The sequence below is a fragment of the Halodesulfovibrio sp. MK-HDV genome, from assembly GCF_009914765.1.
GTDB lineage: Bacteria > Desulfobacterota > Desulfovibrionia > Desulfovibrionales > Desulfovibrionaceae > Halodesulfovibrio.
This window is the reverse complement of sequence record NZ_WYDS01000016.1, coordinates 1-19,349: the sequence shown is the minus strand read 5'-3', so window position 1 is coordinate 19,349 and position 19,349 is coordinate 1. Positions and strand designations below refer to the sequence as shown.

Annotated in this window: 25 protein-coding genes; 20 read left to right on the top strand and 5 right to left on the bottom strand. The window is 47.3% G+C overall.

From position 1 onward, the window contains the following. The first annotated feature begins 50 nt into the window (after nucleotides 1-50). From MKHDV_RS12835 to MKHDV_RS12815, 5 genes are all read left to right on the top strand, one after another. On the top strand, nucleotides 51-377 hold the full coding sequence (locus tag MKHDV_RS12835; protein ID WP_160715911.1) for a hypothetical protein: 327 nt from the start codon (nucleotides 51-53) through the stop codon (nucleotides 375-377). 9 nt (nucleotides 378-386) lie between these two features. Continuing rightward, nucleotides 387-1,832 (top strand): P-loop NTPase fold protein, encoded by a 1,446-nt coding sequence (locus MKHDV_RS12830; RefSeq protein ID WP_160715909.1) that lies wholly within the window; start codon nucleotides 387-389, stop codon nucleotides 1,830-1,832. A gap of 191 nt (nucleotides 1,833-2,023) precedes the next feature. After that, nucleotides 2,024-3,187, top strand: coding sequence for a P-loop NTPase fold protein (locus MKHDV_RS12825; protein WP_160715907.1), 1,164 nt, complete (start codon nucleotides 2,024-2,026; stop codon nucleotides 3,185-3,187). A 508-nt stretch (nucleotides 3,188-3,695) separates the two neighbouring features. Beyond that, nucleotides 3,696-3,902, top strand: a complete 207-nt coding sequence (locus MKHDV_RS12820) for a hypothetical protein (protein WP_160715905.1) — start codon at nucleotides 3,696-3,698, stop codon at nucleotides 3,900-3,902. 97 nt (nucleotides 3,903-3,999) lie between these two features. Next, nucleotides 4,000-4,614: a hypothetical protein gene (locus MKHDV_RS12815; protein WP_160715903.1), complete on the top strand. Its 615-nt coding sequence runs from the start codon at nucleotides 4,000-4,002 to the stop codon at nucleotides 4,612-4,614. Between the two features lie 42 nt (nucleotides 4,615-4,656). Here the strand turns inward: MKHDV_RS12815 and MKHDV_RS12810 are convergent, their stop codons facing one another. From MKHDV_RS12810 to MKHDV_RS12790, 5 genes are all read right to left on the bottom strand, one after another. Beyond that, the gene (locus tag MKHDV_RS12810) at nucleotides 4,657-5,247 is read right to left on the bottom strand and encodes a hypothetical protein (protein WP_160715901.1); all 591 of its coding nucleotides are present in this window, start codon (nucleotides 5,245-5,247) and stop codon (nucleotides 4,657-4,659) included. A 296-nt stretch (nucleotides 5,248-5,543) separates the two neighbouring features. After that, nucleotides 5,544-5,909, bottom strand: a complete 366-nt coding sequence (locus tag MKHDV_RS12805; RefSeq protein ID WP_160715899.1) for a hypothetical protein — start codon at nucleotides 5,907-5,909, stop codon at nucleotides 5,544-5,546. A gap of 2 nt (nucleotides 5,910-5,911) precedes the next feature. Next, a complete protein-coding gene (locus MKHDV_RS12800; RefSeq protein ID WP_160715897.1) occupies nucleotides 5,912-6,169 on the bottom strand; it encodes an ogr/Delta-like zinc finger family protein in 258 nt (85 codons plus the stop codon). A gap of 29 nt (nucleotides 6,170-6,198) precedes the next feature. Then, nucleotides 6,199-6,984 carry a phage portal protein gene (locus tag MKHDV_RS12795; RefSeq protein ID WP_371416031.1) on the bottom strand — a complete coding sequence of 262 codons (786 nt, stop codon included), beginning with the start codon at nucleotides 6,982-6,984 and terminating at the stop codon, nucleotides 6,199-6,201. Nucleotides 6,985-7,484: 500 nt separating this feature from the next. Further along, nucleotides 7,485-9,257 (bottom strand): terminase large subunit domain-containing protein, encoded by a 1,773-nt coding sequence (locus MKHDV_RS12790; RefSeq protein WP_254060481.1) that lies wholly within the window; start codon nucleotides 9,255-9,257, stop codon nucleotides 7,485-7,487. Between the two features lie 95 nt (nucleotides 9,258-9,352). On the opposite strand from MKHDV_RS12790, the gene MKHDV_RS12785 reads away from it, so the two are divergent. The 15 genes from MKHDV_RS12785 (at nucleotide 9,353) to MKHDV_RS12715 (ending at nucleotide 19,340) form a co-directional block, all read left to right on the top strand. Then, complete coding sequence (locus MKHDV_RS12785; RefSeq protein ID WP_160715895.1) at nucleotides 9,353-10,213, top strand: GPO family capsid scaffolding protein; 861 nt, start codon at nucleotides 9,353-9,355, stop codon at nucleotides 10,211-10,213. 9 nt (nucleotides 10,214-10,222) lie between these two features. Beyond that, the gene (locus MKHDV_RS12780) at nucleotides 10,223-11,251 is read left to right on the top strand and encodes a phage major capsid protein, P2 family (RefSeq protein WP_160715893.1); all 1,029 of its coding nucleotides are present in this window, start codon (nucleotides 10,223-10,225) and stop codon (nucleotides 11,249-11,251) included. Nucleotides 11,252-11,345: 94 nt separating this feature from the next. Beyond that, nucleotides 11,346-12,044 carry a phage terminase small subunit gene (gene gpM, locus MKHDV_RS12775; protein WP_160715891.1) on the top strand — a complete coding sequence of 233 codons (699 nt, stop codon included), beginning with the start codon at nucleotides 11,346-11,348 and terminating at the stop codon, nucleotides 12,042-12,044. Between the two features lie 100 nt (nucleotides 12,045-12,144). Continuing rightward, entirely contained in the window at nucleotides 12,145-12,606 is a 462-nt protein-coding gene (locus MKHDV_RS12770; RefSeq protein ID WP_254060480.1) for a head completion/stabilization protein, read from the top strand. 15 nt (nucleotides 12,607-12,621) lie between these two features. After that, entirely contained in the window at nucleotides 12,622-13,083 is a 462-nt protein-coding gene (locus MKHDV_RS12765) for a phage tail protein (RefSeq protein ID WP_160715889.1), read from the top strand. Beyond that, entirely contained in the window at nucleotides 13,070-13,783 is a 714-nt protein-coding gene (locus MKHDV_RS12760; protein WP_160715887.1) for a virion morphogenesis protein, read from the top strand. Before MKHDV_RS12765 ends, MKHDV_RS12760 begins: the two co-directional genes overlap by 14 nt. A gap of 9 nt (nucleotides 13,784-13,792) precedes the next feature. Then, nucleotides 13,793-14,905 carry a DUF2586 domain-containing protein gene (locus tag MKHDV_RS12755; RefSeq protein ID WP_160715885.1) on the top strand — a complete coding sequence of 371 codons (1,113 nt, stop codon included), beginning with the start codon at nucleotides 13,793-13,795 and terminating at the stop codon, nucleotides 14,903-14,905. Between the two features lie 267 nt (nucleotides 14,906-15,172). Further along, nucleotides 15,173-15,625 (top strand): phage protein, encoded by a 453-nt coding sequence (locus MKHDV_RS12750; RefSeq protein ID WP_160715883.1) that lies wholly within the window; start codon nucleotides 15,173-15,175, stop codon nucleotides 15,623-15,625. Continuing rightward, nucleotides 15,626-15,832 carry a TraR/DksA C4-type zinc finger protein gene (locus MKHDV_RS12745; protein WP_160715881.1) on the top strand — a complete coding sequence of 69 codons (207 nt, stop codon included), beginning with the start codon at nucleotides 15,626-15,628 and terminating at the stop codon, nucleotides 15,830-15,832. It begins immediately after the preceding gene. Next, nucleotides 15,825-16,229, top strand: coding sequence for a structural protein (locus MKHDV_RS12740; RefSeq protein ID WP_160715879.1), 405 nt, complete (start codon nucleotides 15,825-15,827; stop codon nucleotides 16,227-16,229). The genes MKHDV_RS12745 and MKHDV_RS12740 overlap by 8 nt, the downstream gene beginning before the upstream one ends. A gap of 1 nt (nucleotide 16,230) precedes the next feature. Beyond that, a complete protein-coding gene (locus MKHDV_RS12735; protein WP_160715877.1) occupies nucleotides 16,231-16,644 on the top strand; it encodes a holin family protein in 414 nt (137 codons plus the stop codon). After that, complete coding sequence (locus MKHDV_RS12730) at nucleotides 16,645-16,881, top strand: hypothetical protein (RefSeq protein WP_160715875.1); 237 nt, start codon at nucleotides 16,645-16,647, stop codon at nucleotides 16,879-16,881. It abuts the gene before it with no gap. 12 nt (nucleotides 16,882-16,893) lie between these two features. Continuing rightward, nucleotides 16,894-17,154: a putative phage tail assembly chaperone gene (locus MKHDV_RS12725; RefSeq protein ID WP_160715873.1), complete on the top strand. Its 261-nt coding sequence runs from the start codon at nucleotides 16,894-16,896 to the stop codon at nucleotides 17,152-17,154. A gap of 17 nt (nucleotides 17,155-17,171) precedes the next feature. Next, nucleotides 17,172-17,339 (top strand): hypothetical protein, encoded by a 168-nt coding sequence (locus MKHDV_RS12720; protein ID WP_160715871.1) that lies wholly within the window; start codon nucleotides 17,172-17,174, stop codon nucleotides 17,337-17,339. Nucleotides 17,340-17,348: 9 nt separating this feature from the next. Continuing rightward, entirely contained in the window at nucleotides 17,349-19,340 is a 1,992-nt protein-coding gene (locus tag MKHDV_RS12715; RefSeq protein WP_254060479.1) for a phage tail tape measure protein, read from the top strand. Nucleotides 19,341-19,349: the final 9 nt, after the last annotated feature.

Below are 19,349 nucleotides of genomic sequence, written 5' to 3'. Positions count from 1 at the left end.
TTCCTCAACGGTTGTAGAGAAATGGTTTTGGATTTTTTTTTGGAGTTTAAATGTTTTTTGGTCTTGCTTGGAAAAATAAAAAGAATACCGCGATAGTTGCTCACTATGGAATAAAGTCTGATCAGTATCGTGACTACTTGAAGGTAACTTATAGAAGGCCTCCCCAAACGATCGATGTATATTTGCATGAACTAAACAAACAAATAAAATGTAATTTGACCCAAAGTTTTTGGGGAAGTTCTCCTGTTATACGTCATTCAATTTTTCCATTTTATATTTCTCATGCAAATAAAGGATTGCTTTGGTGGCCTAAAGGTTCTCCCATTGAATTTGTGATAATTCCGACCAAGTCGGGATGTAGAATAAATATAAAATAAGAAGGGCTTATGTTTCGTCGTCCACCTAAGTTTGTAGCTACACCTGAAGCGCCTTTTGAAAACGATAAGCTTGGTCGTGAGAAGTCTATCCGTAATTTAACTACGTTGATGGAAGGCACAGATACGCCAATGGTGATGACTGTTAGTGCTCCGTGGGGGAGTGGTAAGAGCTCATTTGTAAAGATGTGGAAAGCGCATCTGGAGAGTGAAAAGGGCGGAAGGCATCCTTGCATTATGTTTGATGCTTGGAAACATGACTTTCATAAAGAGCCATTATTGGCGGTGATGGGTGAGATTGGGAGTTATCTAGCTTCACAGAAGAAAGATTCATCCAACTGCTCAAAGGCAGTCGATGCATGTTTGAACCACTTACCTTTTTTGCTTCGCATTGGAGAAAAGGCACTGAAGCTTTATTCTACTGTTGACCCTACAGCTGCTATTGGCGGGGCTGCATTGGCTAAAGGTGGTGACTTTGCTGAAGCAGTAAAGAAATATGTTTCTCAAGAGCATAGTGATGTTAAAACGCGAATGATCAAGTTTAAAAATGCTCTAAAAGCGTTTGTAAAAGAGGCAACAAAAGCTCCTAATAGTGATCCACTTTATTTCTTCGTAGATGAACTTGATCGTTGTGATCCAGAATATGCGATTAGACTTCTTGAAAGCGTAAAGCACTTCTTTGATGTAGAAGGGATTGTGTTTGTGCTTTCTGTTGATCGCAAGAAGCTCGGCTCTATGGTTAAAGTCCGGTACGGTGAAGGATTTAATGCAGAGGGCTATTTAAAACGATTTGTGGATGTTGATTATCAAATTAAAGCTCCAGAGCATGAAGAGTTTATTCTTTTGTTGAGTGAGCAGTTAGTGCCGAGCCTTGGTGATGAGACTAGGGCTAGTCGTGTTGCTGCATTAGCAACAGAACTGGCAATGAGTTTTACCATGGCACCTCGAGATGTCGAGAAAGCTTTTTTAAAAGTTCCTGTCTTGTTGGCCACTCCTAATGATGTGACTAGTGATGATGTTTTACCATTAAATGAACGAAGTCTGTCTTGGATAAACCAAAGAGTTCGCCGAGATACTACTCATTACGTATCAAGGACTATGGTGAAAGATTTTTTTCATCCTATTTTAATTCTGTTGTTTATTAAGGAAGCTTCTGAGAGGCATTATTCAAATTTTGAAGAAGCCTATGATTATAGGAACGAGCAAAATAGAAAGGAATGGAGACAAGGTAGGCCAGAGTCTCGTTATGTAAACCTGATACGGGAATCAAAGGGGTATGCCGCTCATTCAGATAGGAACCTAGATAATAAATTAGTAATGAGCCCAGACTCATATAGCGAAGTCAAAAACCTAATGTATATGCTCAGTGCTAAAACAGACTATTGGACTGCACAGTATGATAAACTCCGTGGGCAGCTTGATAGCTTAGATAACATTGTTTTTCTGAGTACAGAGTAAGAAGATAGTGGTGAAAACATAGCATAAAAGAATTCCCCTAACTATTAGGTTGGGGGAATTCTTTTATTTTTTTCCGTGTTGTAGGTTCTACTTTTCTGTACAAAATATCTATGTTCTGAAATGGTTAGGGTCTGTTTGAAATAACGTGAAACTATTTGGAGATGTGTATGCGACTTTTCCCACCAGAGCCAGTGATTGCGCCAGATGAAGGTTTTACCTTAGAGAAAGATATTTTTGGCTACGCAAAATTCGGTGAGCAACTTGAAAAATTTTATGCAAGCTTTGACGACCCGCTTGTAGGTGTACTTGATGCTCCGTGGGGAAGTGGTAAGAGTACATTCATCAAGATGTGGTGCGGGCACATGCGCAATGAGGGGTATCCGGTAATTGAGTTTGATGCATTTAAGAATGACTACACGGATGATGCTTTTATGGCGTTGGCTGGCGAAGTTCTTTTGCTTGCTGAAGAACTGAATGGTGATGCTGAAGAAGTGCGGAAAGAGTTTGTAGAGAAAGCTACAAATGTGATTGTTGCAGCTGGGAAAGGTGGACTGAAGGCTCTTGCTCGAAAAGCTTTTACAGAAGAGGGCGCTGATGAAATTGGTGAAGCTTTAGCTGGGGCTGCTGATGGTGCAATAGATAGCTTAGAAGCTGCCGTGAAAGAAAAGCTCCTTAGTCGAAAGCAAGAAAAGGCTGCATTTGATTCTTTTGCCGAGGCATTATCAACGTTAAGTGAACAGCTTGGGAAGCCCGAGGGTGAAGGTGAAGAAGGTAAGCCGCTCATTTTCGTTATTGATGAGCTAGACCGTTGTAAGCCTACTTTTGCGTTAGCCTTGCTTGAAAAGATAAAACATTTCTTTTCTGTTCCTAATGTTCAATTTTTGCTGGTGACAAATCTCGAGCAACTTGGAGAGGTTGTGAAGTGCGAGTATGGAGAGGGAATAAACGGCACAGCTTACTTGCAAAAATTTTATGATATGTATTTCTCTTTGCCTGTTGCATTGAATCATGGACTTACAAGTGTTCAAGAGTCTTTTGCTGGCTATCTATTAAGAACCTGCGAAAGCCATGTGAACGGGGATTGGTTTGTTCCACTAGCAGAAAATAAGAATTTGTCTTTTCGCGAGATGCTTAAAGTTCATGCTTATGCAGCGGCTATGGTGGCAGGAAGAAATAGCATAACCTTTGGGTATGAAGTGGTATTTATTGGGTTAGCTTGTATGAGACTTCGTGAACCTGATTTGTTTGCAAAAGCCATTGATGGGGCGTTATCTTCCGACGATTTGGAATCGTTTTTTATTCCCACAGATGACTGTATGAGATTTTATTTGCAAGCTTTTTTTGTTTGGGATTGATCAGCTTCCGGGTGATAAGGTGCCAGATATGCGTCAGCAGTTTGGTGTGTATGGAGGAAGTCTAAGTTTAAAAAAAGTGGCTTCTGAAATGGCTCAACTGACGTTTACGACTTACAACAATTAGTTTGCTTGTCGCATAGCAATCATAGGGAAAGTTCCGTCCCATTTGACAGATGGTTAAAAAAACAACATAATTCTCCCAAGGTGCTTCAACACGCCTGAGATTTTTTATTATCAACCAGCGGACATCCGCTCCCGTAAGAAGTGGTTTTTTTGCGTCTATCGCATGGATTCACGGATTCCTAGGATACGTGTATCTGGCAGAAATAGCGCATCAAATTTACATCTACCAATATTTGGTCGGGAGTACGAAGGTTATACAATACCCGTAAGGGGAAAGCCTTCTGGCTGTGTCTGGTTGAACAGCTGTTGAAGCTCCCGATCTTTTTTTTGCGCGAACTCAACAATAGCGCAGATTCAACATATTTATTCAACCAGGAGTTGCCTCATGGCACAGAACAACACTTTCCTTACTGTAGATCCCATCACTCAGTTGTACGATGTAGCAAGCACCTTACGAATGCTGCACGAAAAGCTCGGCGAAGAGTACCCAGAGCTTAAGCACACATGGTACTCGCTAGAACGCTCCCTCAATGACTGCATAGACGTACTAGATTCTGACGCAGTAGATGCAGCGCTGAAAAAGCCTGAGTAAGATAAAAGTAGAAGATACAAAAAAAGCCCCGCTAAGCGGGGCTTTTTTGTTGTTAGTGAGGTGGTTGGAAGCTAGAGTGATTCTGTAAGGAGTTTATATGATACATGAAAGTTGGTATTGGAAAGAGCCGTTATTAAAAAGTGCTGAACATTTTATTGAGTGGCAGCATCTGAATGATATTGATGACGAACTTTTCGTAGAAATTGAGCAAGCAATTCTTATAGGTTTTTACTCAATTCGAAAGCTATTTGAATCATACAAATTGTCAGATGAAATGGAAGAAAAAAGAGTTCATTTAGAGCTACACCCGTTTGTGGGATATGAGGTTACTTGGCGAAATGATCATAAGTTTGATGAACATTATGATTTTTCACGAACAAACTGTGAAACTAAGGGGTATAGATTTCTATGTAATCTTTTTATTCATAGCTTTGTTTTTGTAACAAGTATCAACGATCATGGCGGCTTTGATGGTGTATTTATTTCGTCGGATAAGACTAAGGAATCAAAGTTATATGCTGTTTCTGTTGAACAGCTAATTGATATTTTCCAATCTGTTGGAAACGACGAAATAGTACGTTCTGAGTGGCGAAAAGGATTCAATGGTGAGAAGGATACAGTAATACGATTAAGCCCTTCACAGTGCATTGAGAAGGGCTTGAGAGTTTATCCAACTCTTGATGAATGCGGAATTGATATTAATAAACTGTAAAAATGAAAAAGTGGGAGTTTGGGATAGCTGCTTAGTAACTTATTACAGTTTATCTTTAAATTCAGTTGCGACTTTGCCGTTGATAATACCCAACACGCGCAAAGAAAATGGTGTGTCAATTTTATTGAGTTTATCAAGTAATATTTCATAGTTGGCATTGATAAGTCTTTCAAAGTATTCCCAGTCCTCAACAGAGTGTTTGTCAAATTTACGTGCAAATAACAGAAGGTAGTAGCTTTGCATGATAGCTTCATGGACTTTGCGGTCTTCACACCAGATTAGGAGCTGTTCATAATCTTTTTTTAAGCCTTCTAAGAATGCATTTATAAGGCGCTCTAGTGGGATGTCAGATTGTTCCGTTTTTAATTGAATAGTTCGAGATTTTGCCCCAAACATGATTTTAAATATTCCGTATGCAACATTTTCTGTGCTTTCAGTAAATCGTGTGCATTGTGGGAGATATATGTTGATAAAATAGAAAATGTATGAAGCTAAATATCCGTAGGAGAGGTTGTAGATAATTTTAAACGTAGGAAGTTGCCAAGCCTCATTTCCCTTCGGGTGTCCTGTAGTAAACCAACTAAATATGACGCCAAGTGCAATAAATGCAATTGCAGTTAACTGAATAAACATTTCTACAAAATCTCCTCAATAAGTATTTTTTAACATACCTTAATAATTAGTAAGTTGGATTTTTATGTTGTTCAGGCCAAGAATGCATCTCCTTTAGTTCCATTCGAAGGTTTGCACATATTTTTTGAGCAAGCGGAGATCTTGTGCTTTTCTGTAAGTAGCTTAAGAATCCCAGAAGAGCGCAGGAAACAAGCTCATAGCTAGTTTTGTGGGTTGTATCGCGAGAATCTAGAAAAAGGTAAGCATTGGCTAAAGCTAGTTGTAGGTCAGGATCCTCTGCCAGCTTGTCAATTTTTTTAAATTTCAGTTTTGATCAAAATGTTGATGTTTCCATAGGTGTTATTATTGGTAGGGTCGTTAAAGACTTCTTCTCCAAGATCGGCATATTTTTTGATGTCGCGAATGGAAGTAGCGATTAGATCAGCATGGCGAACTAGTTTTTTTTGTTCGGGAAGGTAGATGTTGACGCAGTAGAAGACATAGGATGCACCATAACTGTAGGCAAAATTAACAAGCAGTAAAAATGATCGTCCGCCTAATGACTTTAATTGCCTGCTGTCAAAGAGTAATCCAATCAAAATGATTAGGACTGCAATAATAAAGATGTCGGTCAGTGCCTTAAACATCTTGTCTCTTCCAAACTCATCAAGTCGATAGTCCATTTCTAACAAACTCCCCCAAACAGATTCTGTTGCTGCGCTGGCGGCACAGTCTTAACTTTTTCGCGTAATTCTTCCGGTAGCTTTAGCGCTGAAGGGCTTAAGGTGTGGGAGAATTCTAAGTTCATTACCCATGTGTGGCCGCAGGTTGGATCTTTGCAGCCGCAGTAGAGCAGTTTGAGCTTGTCGGAAATAATTTTGCTGGATTCTACGCGCGCTTCATGCCCGCATACGCAGCAGCGCTGAACAACAGATCTACTCATAATGTGTCTTCCTTATTGAATAATCACCATTATAAAGTGGGCACCTCTACGGTGTCAAAGCTTACTTGTGCAACGTTCGGTAAATACTGATTTATCTCCAAAATATCTTCTCGAACTGGCGCAATCTCGTTGCGCTGGTAGACTGCGTCTATCTTTTCTATGTCGCCAAAGGAGCCTGTTTGGTTCTCTGGAATAATGGCTGCCAGAGCAGGGGGCATGCGGTGGGCTGCAATGATGTCGTCGCGGGAGATGTTTTTAATCTTTTCCAGATCGTCCTTGGTGCTGAAGTCGCCCACGGGCTTGATCTGGATGGCGTCTTTGTCTGCTCCGCCAATGTGAAGGAACATGTTTTTAAAGTTGCCAATACCTTTTGACTCTTCAATCGCCTTTTTGATGCGTGCGCGTGTTTGCTCCTCCAGTCCTGCAGCAGTCGAATAAAAAATGTAGCCCACGTGTGCGCCGTTCTTGTAATATCTACGGCGGAACAGCGTAGCGTCCTCATTAAGCAGCATTGACTGGATCGCGCCCAAGTAGCCTGGCTGACCATAAATTTTCTGGCTCACATCATAATTCAATATATGCACCACTTCGCCCGCAGCGAATTCCACAAGCTGCCCCGTAGTGGTAAGCATTCCGTAGCGTCCCGCATCCTTAAGTCTGCGCATGTTCACCGCCTGCAAGTGCCTTACGCCGATGATCTCCCCATAAAAGTTTCTCACCAGTTGAAAATAGCAGTTAGCAAACACGTTATAGTCCATAACCGCGCATTTCATATCTCTACGCGACAGCAGTGCGTTGCCGTTAAAGCCGCGCATAACCATATTCGTTTTAAACTCCAGAATCGGCCCATGGTAGGCGTTAGCCTTAGCAGTTTCGCCAGACCCAACATTGAGACCGGAGTGCTATAGTAGCGTCCGTTGTCCATCAGCCAGATGCCCAAGCTGTCCATCATAGAATGCCCGTCTAGCACAGCCTCAGGATCACCAAAGCTAAATGCTTCTACGTCTGTATTTACTTCTTCTGCGTTCATTTTTGTTTCCTTTTGTGTCTCCGACGGCTGGGGAAAACCTTTCTGTAGAAAGGTTCTTCCCCAGACCCCTTTCCAAAGACTTTTAACTGCGAGGTAAGCTTGTTGTTTGATGTTCTCTCGCGGCTTATGCGCCACTACCTTTCTGTTATGTCCGTGGTTTGGTCGTAACCATTAAGCTCTCCAACTTGTTTGGTGACGGGCTGACCTCGCTAGTAAAAGTTTTTGGAGAGTCCAGAGAAGCCTTTTTTCAAAAAGGTTCTCTGGCCGCCGGAGGCATCTCCCTTTCTACGCACTCATTGCAAAGTCGCTGCCGCCGCTCGGTAACGTTGCTAGCGGCTCGTTGTGTAGGGCATGCATTATTGCCCAAGCTACGTCTGCGTGTCCGGTTTCGGCGGTTCTGTTTGCTGAGTAGGTTATGTGCCCGTTGGCGGTTGAGGTTTGCTTTACTGTTAGGAACGCTCCGGCGATGTCGGTTAGTGATGCGTCCCAGTGGATGCGGTTTGTGTTGATTACGTCTTGGGTTTTTAGGACGAGGTGCGTTTTTGTTTTTAGCCCGTAATGGATTGGAGTTACTTGCGGATAGAAGGCCTGCACCATTTCGAGCACACCTAATCCGGGGCCGGTTGTGTCCATGCCTATGTAGGTGAAGTTGTAGCGCTGGGTGAGGAGCTTTATCTGCTCTGCCTGCCAGCGCAGTGATTGACCTATCCACTTGTAGCGGGCGAGCACGCGGAAGGTGCCTTGCGGTTCTAGCGGCGGCGCTACTATGACGAACGATGCATCGTCGCGGCTGCGGGATGGATCGTACCCGCCCCATACGGGCATGTTGCCGAAGGGGCGCAGGATGTCTGCCCTGTAGTCATGCCAGTCGCTGCTGTCTGCGTAGCATTGCTCTAGTGCTGAGAGTTTGAATACGCCTAGGCTGCCGTCTATGAACTTGCAGGCGAAGAGGTTGGCGAAATCTTCGGGGCTGTATTCCAGCTTGAGCTGCTTTATGTCGAAGAGATCGCAGCCGCCCGCCATTGCGTCTTGGATGGTGATGATTTTGCGCCAGATTTTGTCGGCACATTCTACGCCGCTTTGCATTTCCTCGAATGATGGGAACTGTACGCGCTTTGTTTTGAAACGCTTGTTGTATAGCTCGCCTGCCCAGAGGGGGTATGCCTCGTGACTGACGCATGACGGGGTGGAGAATATGGTGCGGCGCCACTTTTTGTGCGTTGCCATGCCGGTGGCGACTTTGTAGAGCTCGCTGAATTTGTTGATCCAGAAACATTCATCAATGTACACGTGCCCGTGGTAGGACTGCGCGCTTTTTGAGTTGTTGGAAAGGAAGTAGAGCGTGGCTGTGCCGTGGGCTGTGTGTAGCTCCAGCTTGTCTTTGCCTTTTAGCTCGATGCCGAATTTTTGCTCGGCTATGGCGATTATGTAACAGCGGAAAACGTCTGCCTGTGCGCGTGTGGCGGAAAGGAAAATTTGGTTGTCGCCTGTTAGGCACGCGTCTTCAAATGCTTCTTGCGCAAAATACCATGTGGCACCTATTTGGCGTGATTTAAGAATGAAGCGCTTGGCTTCGCGCAGCTCGTGCTGATAGACGAAATAGTCGCCGTGGAGGTGTGCTGCAAAGTCCTCTGCTGTTAGATGCGATACATCGTTTTTGATTTTCTTTTTGGGCTTTTTCTTGCCCTTTGTGCGGGTTGGCTTGTTGCCTTCTTCTTGCGGATCAGCTTCGTATGCTTCCTGCTGCGCTTTGAATCTGCGCTCGTCGAGCTTTTGCAGACGCTCTAAAATATTTACAAGCGTGTTCAGCTCTGCAAGGTCGGTCTTGTCCTTGTCTTCCTTACCTGTAAGTAGCACTAGGCGGCGCTTGGTAGCGTGTATTGTGCTTTCGTGCTGTAGCAGGTTGTCCCAACCGTCTTTATCACGCCAATGGTAGAGCGTGCGTTTAGACAGGTTGAGCATTTTGTGTATTTCTGCAATGGTGTGCTTACGCAGAAACAAGTCACGCGCTGCTATTTTTACTTCTTCTGGATACTGCGGCATGCCGCTACAGTACATATCCTTTCTTTATATCTCCCCATTCTACAGTCCTATACTAGTCTTTTAGGACTCTATTACGTTGTAACATGCATTTATACGTGTATGTTTGCTTCATGTTATACACAGAGTTTATCAAAGTTGCACAGTCCGGCGCCACTATGGACGGGCGCGAGATAGCGCCGCAGGATTTACGCGATATTGCGGAATCCTACAGCCCTAGCACGTACGAGGCCGTTATTTGGCCGGAGCACGAGCGCTTTTTTGGCAACCACGGAACCGTAACCGCAGTGGAAGCACGCGAGAACGGTGAGCTGGTGGAACTGTACGCCAAGTTTAAGCCAGGGTGGCGTTTTCTGGAGAAGAATAAGGAAGGGCAGAAGCTCTATTCTTCCATAGAAATCTGGGACAACTTTGGTAAATCCGGCAAGGCGTACCTTGCAGGTATTGCCATTACCGATACTCCTGCCTCGCTCGGAACCGAGCAGATTCGCCTGTTCACCGCACAGCGTACCAAGCAAAGCGAGCAAGCCGGTAATTTTTACACCGGTGTAGAGCTACCATCCTTTTTTGCTGCCGCAGCGCAGCCGGACGAACAAAAACCAGAAGCCTATTCTTTATTCCAGCGTCTGGGCGCTGCGCTGTTCGGCAGCAATTCTACAGAACCAGAAACACAAGAGGAAAGCATGACCGAAGAACAGTTTAATCAGCTGCTCGGTGCCTTAACCGATACCAAAAGTGCAGTTGATGGCTTGGCAGGTAAGTTTGACAGCCAGCAGGCCGCGCCGGAACCAGAGCCGGAACCCGCAAAAGCCGAGCCGGAGAACAATTTTTCCGCGCAGCTGGAGCCGCTTGTAAGCAGCATGACCAAGCTTTCCGAGCAGTTTGGCAGCATGGCGCAGCGTATGGAAGGCGCAGCCGGCGGAACCAATGTTCCGGAGAACGCTAACCCTGCCAGCGGCAACGCACTAATCTAGGGGGCGCGCTTGAATACATTAACAAGACAAGCCTTCAACGCCCTGTGCAAAGCCTACTGCGAAGGCTACGGCGTTGCTTCCGTGCAGGAGCAGTTCTCGCTTGCTCCTTCTGTTCAGCAAAGATTGCAGGATAAGATTGTAGAGCAATCCTCCTTCCTGCCGAAGATTAACGTTATCCCTGTGCTCGAGCTGCAGGGGCAGAATATTTTAGGCTGCGTTACCGGCCCTGTGTCCGGCAGAACCGACACAAGCGTTGACGGTAAAGAACGCATGCCGCGCGATGTGCTTGGTCTGGAACCATACGAGTACCAGCTGCACCAAGTGAACAGCGATGTGTACATGACCTACCGAACCATGGACGTGTGGGCGAAGTTCCCAGATTTTCACGATCGCTACACCAGCAACGTACAAGCGCAGATCGCAAACGATCGCGAAATTGTTGGCTGGTACGGTACACATGCCGCCAAGGATACCGATCTTTCAAAATTCCCGCTCATGCAGGATGTTCTCCCGGGCTGGGTGCAGTACATGCGCGACCGCAAGCCGGAAAACATTATCTCTCAAGGTGCAACAGCCGACGAGATCCGAATCGGTGAAGGCGGCGACTACGAGAACCTTGATCTTGCCGTTAACGACATGCTGCAGGGCATCCCGAAATGGAAGCGCAAAGGGTTAGTCGTAATGGTCGGTGACGAGCTGATTGCACGCGAACGCGCTGCATTGCTCATAGCCGTTAAAGGCACGCCAACAGAAAAGAACGCCATGAACACAGCCATGGCAACCTTAGGCGGTTTGCCGTGGGAGACTCCATCCAACTTCCCAGGGCGCGGGCTGGTAATCACCAATCACAAAAACCTCTCCATCTATTTCCAAGACGGCAAGTGGCGTCGGCACATCAAAGACAAGCCTGAAAAAGATCGCGTTGAAGATTTCAACAGTCGCAACGAGGGCTATGTCGTCGAAGATGTAGAACAGCTTGTTGCAGTTGAGTTTGACAACGTTCGTCTTCCGAATGCGGCAGGTACTGGTTGGCAGTAAGACTGTTTTGATGCCTCCGGCGGCTGGGGGAAACCCTTTTGGAAAAGGGTTCTCCCCCAGACCCCCTTCCTAAAACTTTTATTAGGGGATCGTTATGAGTTTGATGCTCACATATCAGCAAAAAGTACGAGCGCAGAAAGAGCGTGCGAAGGCGGGGCAGCCTGAGCCGGAGAAGCCGGACACGCTGAAGGTTGCGCCTTCGGGCTTGATTGGGAATCAGCAACTTGGTGCTTTGTTGGACAAGGCGCTTGAGCAGGATTTGAAGAGCCTGAAGGGGATTAATTCTCGCGAACGCAAGGCAGATGTTAAGCGCACTTTGGTGGACAAGTACGCTGGGTATGTTGAGCGACTGCGTGCGAGTTCCGTTAAGCATGAGCTGCTTGGCTGGTATTTGGTTTGGCTGTTTGACACTGGCGAACTGGATTCTGCTGTTACGTATGCTTTGTGGTGCATTGAAGCGGGCGTTGCTTTGCCGGAGCGGTTTAATAGAACCGTTGAGATTTTTGTAGCGGATGCAATTTTAGAATGGGCAGATGCTGAATACGATGCAGGCCGTAGCGTGCAGCCGTATTTTGCAACGGTGTTTAACCATGCAGACGGTGTTTGCTGTCAGCCGTGGGATTTGCCGGACGAAGTGACCGCGAAGTTTTATCGACAGCAGGGGCTTAATCTTGCCCGTGCAGAAAAATTTACAGCAGCAGTGGACGTGCTGGAAGAGGCGCTTTCTCTGGGAGCCAAGGTCAAAACTGCCTTGGCAGATTGTAGGAAGCGCGCCACACGAGACGTAAGCTAGGTACTCCTCGACCCCCGAGAAGACTGGCTTTTCAAAAACTGGATACCGACGTGTACGCCGAGCTTTTGAAAAAGCCAGTCTCTCTAAAAAGGATGACGAAATGACAGCATTCTCCGGACACACTTCTACATCTTCTACTGTTGTTATACGCAATGACGGTTTCTGGCCGGACGTTACCGTTGCCGAGTTTCAAGCAATCTATCGACTGCCGCAGGATTATGCAGAGCAGCTGTTGGTGGATCACCTGAAGCTAGGCGTTGTGTGGACGAATCGCCAGTTGGTTGAATGGAAGCGTGACATGATAATGCGTGGGTGTGGCTCCCTTTCCTCCGTTCCGGAGGATGAGCAGGGCGGCGCCTTGGGAGACGAAACAGCGGCGTTGCTACATTACAAGCGGGCTGTGTTTACGTACTCCAAGGCGCTGCTTCTACCTCAGTTTGCCACAATCAACCGCAGGGAAGCAGCCAGAAATGAAGCGCGGGAAAGCGAAGAGACAACGGAAAACTTTCTTGCCTATGCAGCACAAGCCATTGCCGATTTTTTTAGGCAGCGGGCGTGTTGATGTGGAGCTAATTTAATGAAGAAGCTTACAGCGCTCACCTCCTTTTTACTGCAAGCAGCGAACTTGACCAAAGAGCAAGTGCTGAGTGTGGCAGACAGGGGCGAGACAATCCCCACTGGTCGCGATTTGGGGCACGGTGTGGAGCTTGGCGTGTTTAAGTATGACGCGCTTATTCAGGTGGAAGCGTTTAACGGGAGCAGTAGCGAATTGCTGCTTTTAGTTATGAGCTGGCTGCATGACCACGACAAAGACCGTGACCATGTTGGACTCGCTGATCCGGAAGTAGATGCAAGTCTGAATGACGATTTTACCGCTGACGTTGATCTAGCCATAGAGTTTGAAGAACCGTTGCAGATGGTGCCGGATGAGCAAGGGCCTATTCTGTTTAATGGCAGAAAATGGCGTGTGGCAGATGTGCCAGTTGATGTGGCTGAAGAGCTAGCCGGTATGGACGGTAAGGCGCATGGCGAACAATAGTGCGCTAAAATTTTCTGTAGATAGAAAATCTCTTCTTAGCTTTAAAGAGCAGCTGGGTATTTTAGCCATGCCGCCACGAGAGCAGCGCAAAATTATTATGACCATGGCGCGTGCTGTGCGTAAGCAGGCCATGTTGAATATTCGGCAGCAGCGTACAGTTGAAGGTTTGCCAATGGCACCGCGTAAGGATGCACGCAATAAGCGGCGTTTGCTGCGGGGGCTGGCAAAAGCCAAGGTTGGTAAGAGCAAAGGTTTAACCGTTTACGGGCGCGGGTCTGATTCTGCGGAAGTTACTTACGAGAACAAAATTGCTGGGCAGATTGCCAACAGGCACCAGAAGGGTATTCCCGAACCTTGGAGCAAGAAAAAGGCTGAAAAAGTGTACGGGCGGCCAGATTACAACAAACCTGCTACCCGTGCTCAAGCCAAGTCTCTTATTGATGCCGGATATCGTGTGCGGGTGAAGCGAAAACGCGGCAAGGGGACACTGCTAAAGCGTGTTTCCGTAAAGTGGATTCGTGAACATATGACGCTAGGACAGGCCGGACGGATACTGCGATTTATGCGCGGTACAGGGCTTAGCAAAGCACGATGGGATGTAGAGACGCCCGCGCGACCTTTCCTTGGTGCAACGCCAGACGATGCAAAAGAAATGTTACAAGACTTGGCTCGCCAGACCATAGAAAAACTCAAGAAATAAGAGGTGCAAATGGCAACTCCTGTAGTGCAAGTTAACCGCCTTAACCGGAACCAAGGGCCGTTTAAAGAAGTAGAACGCTTTTTCTGCTTTATCGGGCTGGGAGAAACCGGACGCGGCAGCTTGCATATGGTGAATACAGACACCGACCTCGATGCCGTACTTGGCGAGGCTGAAAGCGTACTGAAAACTCAGGTTGAAGCGGCAAAAGTTAATGCCGGACAAAACTGGAATGCCTGCGTGTTTGTGCTCGATGGTGTGCTTACATGGAAAGAAGCAGTTGATTACGTGATGGAGCAAAAAAGCGTTGAAGGCTTTGTGATTGCAGATCCCGTAACCAAAACCACAGAGCTTGAAGCCATGCAGACAAAGCAGGCCGAAGTGATGGCAGAATATATGCGTCCAACGCTGTTTCTTGCCGCCTTCCGCAAGCTTGATCCAGTAGCAGATTCTTGGGCCACATACACAGAAGCAGCCATTGCTGTACTGACAGGACTGCGCGCGGATACCGTATCCGTTGTTCCATACTTATGGGGACACGAGCTAGGCACCTATGCAGGACGCTTGGCCAACAGAGCTGTAACCGTGGCGGATTCTCCAATGCGAGTAGCAACCGGTAATCTCCTCGGCGAATGGTCCAACAAACCGCAAGACAAGCTTGGCAGACCTGTTGACCGTTCCATCCTCAAAGCGCTTGCAGATGCACGCTACTCCGTGCCGTGGTGGTATCCAGATTACGAGGGCATGTACTGGACAGACGGGCATCTTCTCGATGTTTCCGGCGGCGATTACCAAGTAATCGAAAATCTGCGTGTGGTGCAAAAAGCCATGCGTCAAGTTTATCCGCTAGCAGTGTCCCGCATTGCCGATCGCAAATTGAATTCTACCCCTTCTTCCATTGTCTCCAATCAATCCTATTTTATGCGACCGCTCTTTGAGATGGCCAAGGCCGTTGAAATTCTCGGTGAGGTTTTCCCTGGAGAAATTGAGCCGCCTAAAGATGGCGACATTGTCATAAGTTGGCCGACCAAAAACAAGGTTGAAATCTACATGGCAGCGCGACCGTACAACAGCCCCAAGGATATTACCTGTAATCTGCTCCTTGATTTGAAGAACTATGCGTAGGGATGCCTCCCCCAGACCCCCTTCCTAAAATTTTTACCTGCGAGTTAGTTTTGTTGCTTAAGCTTTATCGCGGCTTACGCACCACCACCTTTCTCTGATTGAGCAGGGTTGTTCCCATAAAGCTTTCCAACATGTTTGGTGACGGGCTGACCTCGCAAGTAAAAGTTTTTGGAGAGTCCAGAGAAGCCTTTTTTCAAAAAGGTTCTCTGGCCGTCGGAGACATCCCGCTGCGAAGCGCCGTCGGAGACAAAAAAAGAAGGGACTTTAATGCAAAGACTAAGCGGAAAAAATATTGATGTAACGGTTGGCGATATGCGCGTGCGTGTTGCTAAGGCCACGCTGGACATTACGGACAACACGGCTGTTGCTTCTGACGGCGGCGTACCGAACGGGCATGTGGACGGTGATGTTTCTGCCAGTGGTGAGCTTGAGTTGGACATTGCTAACTTTAAGCTGATTAAGGAAGCGGCTAAGGCTGCGGGTTCGTATCGCGGTTTAAAGCCTTTTGACTTGTTGTTTTACGGCAAAACTGCTGATGGCGAAGAAGACAAGGTGGAGGCGTTTGGCTGTAAACTTAAACTGAGCTCTATTTTAGATGTGGACTCTAAGGGCGGCGAAAAGCTGCTGCGTAAGGTGAGCTTTGACGTTACTTCGCCTAACTTTGTGCGCATTGGCGGTGTTCCTTATTTGCGTAAGGACGAGACAGAGGGGCTGCTGTAGGTGGACCAGTTTGATAGAGCGTCTGAGATTGAACAGCGGATTATTCAATCTGCCATTGCAGAGGCACAGGCTGCACGTGGCTGCGGGGAAAGCTTAACGCATTGTGACGAGTGCGGGGAGGCTATTCCGGAAGCTAGGCGTGAGGCAGTTGTGGGTTGCAGGCTGTGTATTGAATGCCAAACAGAACAGGAGGCAGCGTATGGGTAGAGCACCACGTGGGATTCGTAATAACAACCCGGGAAACATTCGGCACGGTGCTGACTGGAAGGGCTTGGCGGAAGATCAATTGGACGACGATTTTTGTACGTTTGTAGATCCGCAGCATGGCGTTCGCGCTATGGGCAGAACTTTGCTTACGTATGAGCGCAAGCATGGGATTAATACGGTTGAAGGGATTGTTAACCGCTGGGCACCGCCGGTGGAAAACGACACAGATTCGTATGTGGAGCATGTGGCGCAGCGTGTGGGTGTTGACGTGGATGAAGTTATTCGCGTTGCTGACCATTTGGAAGACTTGGTTGCAGTGATCATTGTGCATGAAAATGGCGTTAATCCGTATGATCCGGAAGTGATTATGGAAGGCTGCCAGCTGGCGCGGGTGTAGTATGCTTGGAGATTTAATCAACCTTGGCGATACGCTGATTAAACGCATTTTTCCTGACCCTGCACAACAGGCGAAGGCAACAAGCGAACTGCGGCAGATGGAGCAGAATGGCGAGCTTGCGCAGCTTAACGCGCGGTATTCTGCAATTGTTGCTGAGGCACAGAGCAAGGATAAGTGGACAAGCAGAGCGCGGCCTATGTTTTTGTATGTGATGTACGGGGTAATATTGCTTGTGGTGCTTGGGAGCATTGTGGGCGTTTGGTGGCCGGTACAGATGAAACAGGCGGCGGCTAATTTGAAGCTTATGTTTGAGGCAATTCCGGAACCGTTGTGGGTGTTGTTTGGCTCCGGCTACCTTGGATACTCTGCCTCCCGTTCGTACGATAAAAAGCAGCAGGTAAAAGCAGGGCTGTAGATGGAAGGAGCAGAAATTTTTGAGTGGATTGCGCGTTACGTGTGGCCGTTTGTGCTTATGTGGAATGTTTATTTGTTCCAGTACGCGCAGTCGAGTCGTAGCCAGTTGCAGGACTTTAAGCTGTATGTGGCGCGCAATTACACTTCCAAACAGGATTTAGAAAAAATGCTGGCAGGCTTTGAGGATCGTTTTGATAAGCGGTTTGAACAGCTCTTTCAGCTTATTAATACCAAATAGGTGGAGCGTACCGTGGATAAAACTATTTCTCTTACTGTTAATGGAACTGACCTTGCCTTTGATGTGACGCTGGATGCGTTTAACACCTACGCAAACGAGATGCAGCCAACGGACAAGATTAACCCGTGTCACAATTTTCTCATGCGTACGGTGAAGACTGAATGCAAAGACGCGCTTCGGGATCAGCTTGAACAGCCAGGCGTTGCCATTGAGTTGGCCGCAGCAGTTCTTAGCAGCTACAAGCCGAAGGTTACGATTACGTTGGGAAAGTAGAAAGCATTGCAGAGGGCATGGAACATAATGCCTTGGAGCAGATGCTTGCACTGACGCGTAAATGGTTTCCGGAGCGTGAAGTTACAGAGCGCTGTATGGGCGAGGCCATGTTTTTAGAAAAAGACTACTGGCACAAAATGGAAATAGCTGTGTGCAACGGCATAGCAAAGGCATTTGGTGGTTAGCACGTGTGGATGGAAAAACTTTGGTTTAAGCTTGGACTTAAAGATGATGTTACCGGCCCTGTAGGCAAAATCCAAAAGAAACTGGATGGCCTTGCAGGGCACGCACGTAAGTCATTTACGCAAATTGGTGTTGGCGCTGCGGGCATGTGGGGTGCTGGGCAGGGGCTTGATGCCATGCTTTCCCCAGCGCGGGACTTGAATAGGGCACTGGCGGAAGTTGGCAGCCTTGATGTTGATAGCGCAGCGCTCGGCAAATTGAACCGTGCAGCACTTGGTTTTTCCATAGATTATGGAGTGGCTGCGGATGCTGTTGCGGCTTCTGCGTATGATATTCAATCTTCCATTTCCGGCTTAACAGGCAACGAGCTGGCAAGTTTTACCAGGGCTTCCAACGTGCTTGCAAAAGCAACCAAAGCAGATGCTGCTACCATTACCGATTACACCGGTACAATGTTCGGCATTTTTAAAGCGCAAGCAAACGAGATGGGCAAGGCCACGTGGGTAGAGCAGCTTGCGGGTAAAACTGCAACGGCTGTTCAGATGTTTAAAACCACGGGTTCGCAAATGTCTGCCGCGTTTACTGCCATTGGTGCCAACGCTACTGCTGCCGGAATTGATATGGCAGAGCAGATGGCGGTTATGGGCAGCCTGCAGGCGACTATGTCCGGCAGTGAAGCTGGTACTAAGTACAAGTCGTTTCTTTCCGGTATTGGCGGCGCACAGGAAAAGCTTGGGCTGGATTTTACAGACGCCAACGGCAACATGCTCGGCATGATGGATATTCTTACCAAGCTTAAAGGCAAGTTTGGCGATACGCTGGACGTTGCAGAAGGTGATGAGCTTAAAAAAGCGTTTGGATCGGATGAGGCAGTTTCTCTTATTAAGCTGCTTATGTCGGACACTGACAGTCTTAGCGAATCTATTGCAAAGCTTGGTAACGTGAATGGCATGAGCAAGGCGGAGCAGATGGCAAAGGGAATGGTTGATCCGTTCGACAGACTTTCTGCCGGTGGGCGTGCTCTTACAACTGTTCTGGGACAGGCTTTGCTGCCTGCAATTAATCCTATTATTGATGCCTTTGCGAATGGATCTGCAACAATGCTTGGCTGGTCGCAGGAGTTTCCAAACCTTACGCGCTGGGTTGGGTATGGTGCGGTTGTGCTTATCGGCTTTGCTGGCATTCTTGGTGCTGCAGCTGCAGCCTCTGGACTTATGAGTATTGCTACGCTGGGACTAAGTACAATTTTTGGCCCGTTAGGTAAAGCTGTTGCATGGAGTAAAGGTATATGGACCGCGTATTCCGGTTCCCAGTGGCTTGCTAACTTTGCGTTGTGGGGTTTCCCTGGCACATGGATTATTGCTGCAATTATTGGTGTTGTAGCCGCAGTTGGTGCGTTGATTTACTGGTGGGACGATCTGGCAGCAGCGTTTACTGATGCCGGATGGAGCGAAGCCCTGTATGCCGCTTTTGACTTTGTAAAGCTGTTTACGCCTATCGGGCTGCTTTTCACCTTTTTTGATGAAGGTTTTGAGGGCGTGTTCAAGTCCATTCTTAAATGGTTTGATTCGCTCGGTGGTGCAGTACATTGGGTTTTGGAAAAAATGAATCTGCTCCCCGGGGTGGATATTTCCACAACGCAGGAGATTTCAGAAGTTGCTGCACCGGTTGCTCCCATGCCTGAGCTTGCAATGGCTCAACAAGAAGCCGTTGCGCCTATGTCTGAGTTTACAGTGGCAGCTACACCAGTTGCACCAATGCCGGAACTTATGGTGCCTCAGCAGGAGGCGGTAGCTCCAGTAATGCCTACCCCTTCTTCCTCTCCTTCTCTTGAAGCGCCGCGTACTGCCAAAGTTCCTGCAGGTGGCGTACAGCAAAAAATTATTAACGCACAGTCCAACAGCCAGAGCCGAACTCAGACGATTGGCAAGGTGATTATTACCACGGAAGGCAAGCAGGATGCACAATCCATCCGTGAACATTTGCTTATGGCCGGTGCGTAATGCCTAAAT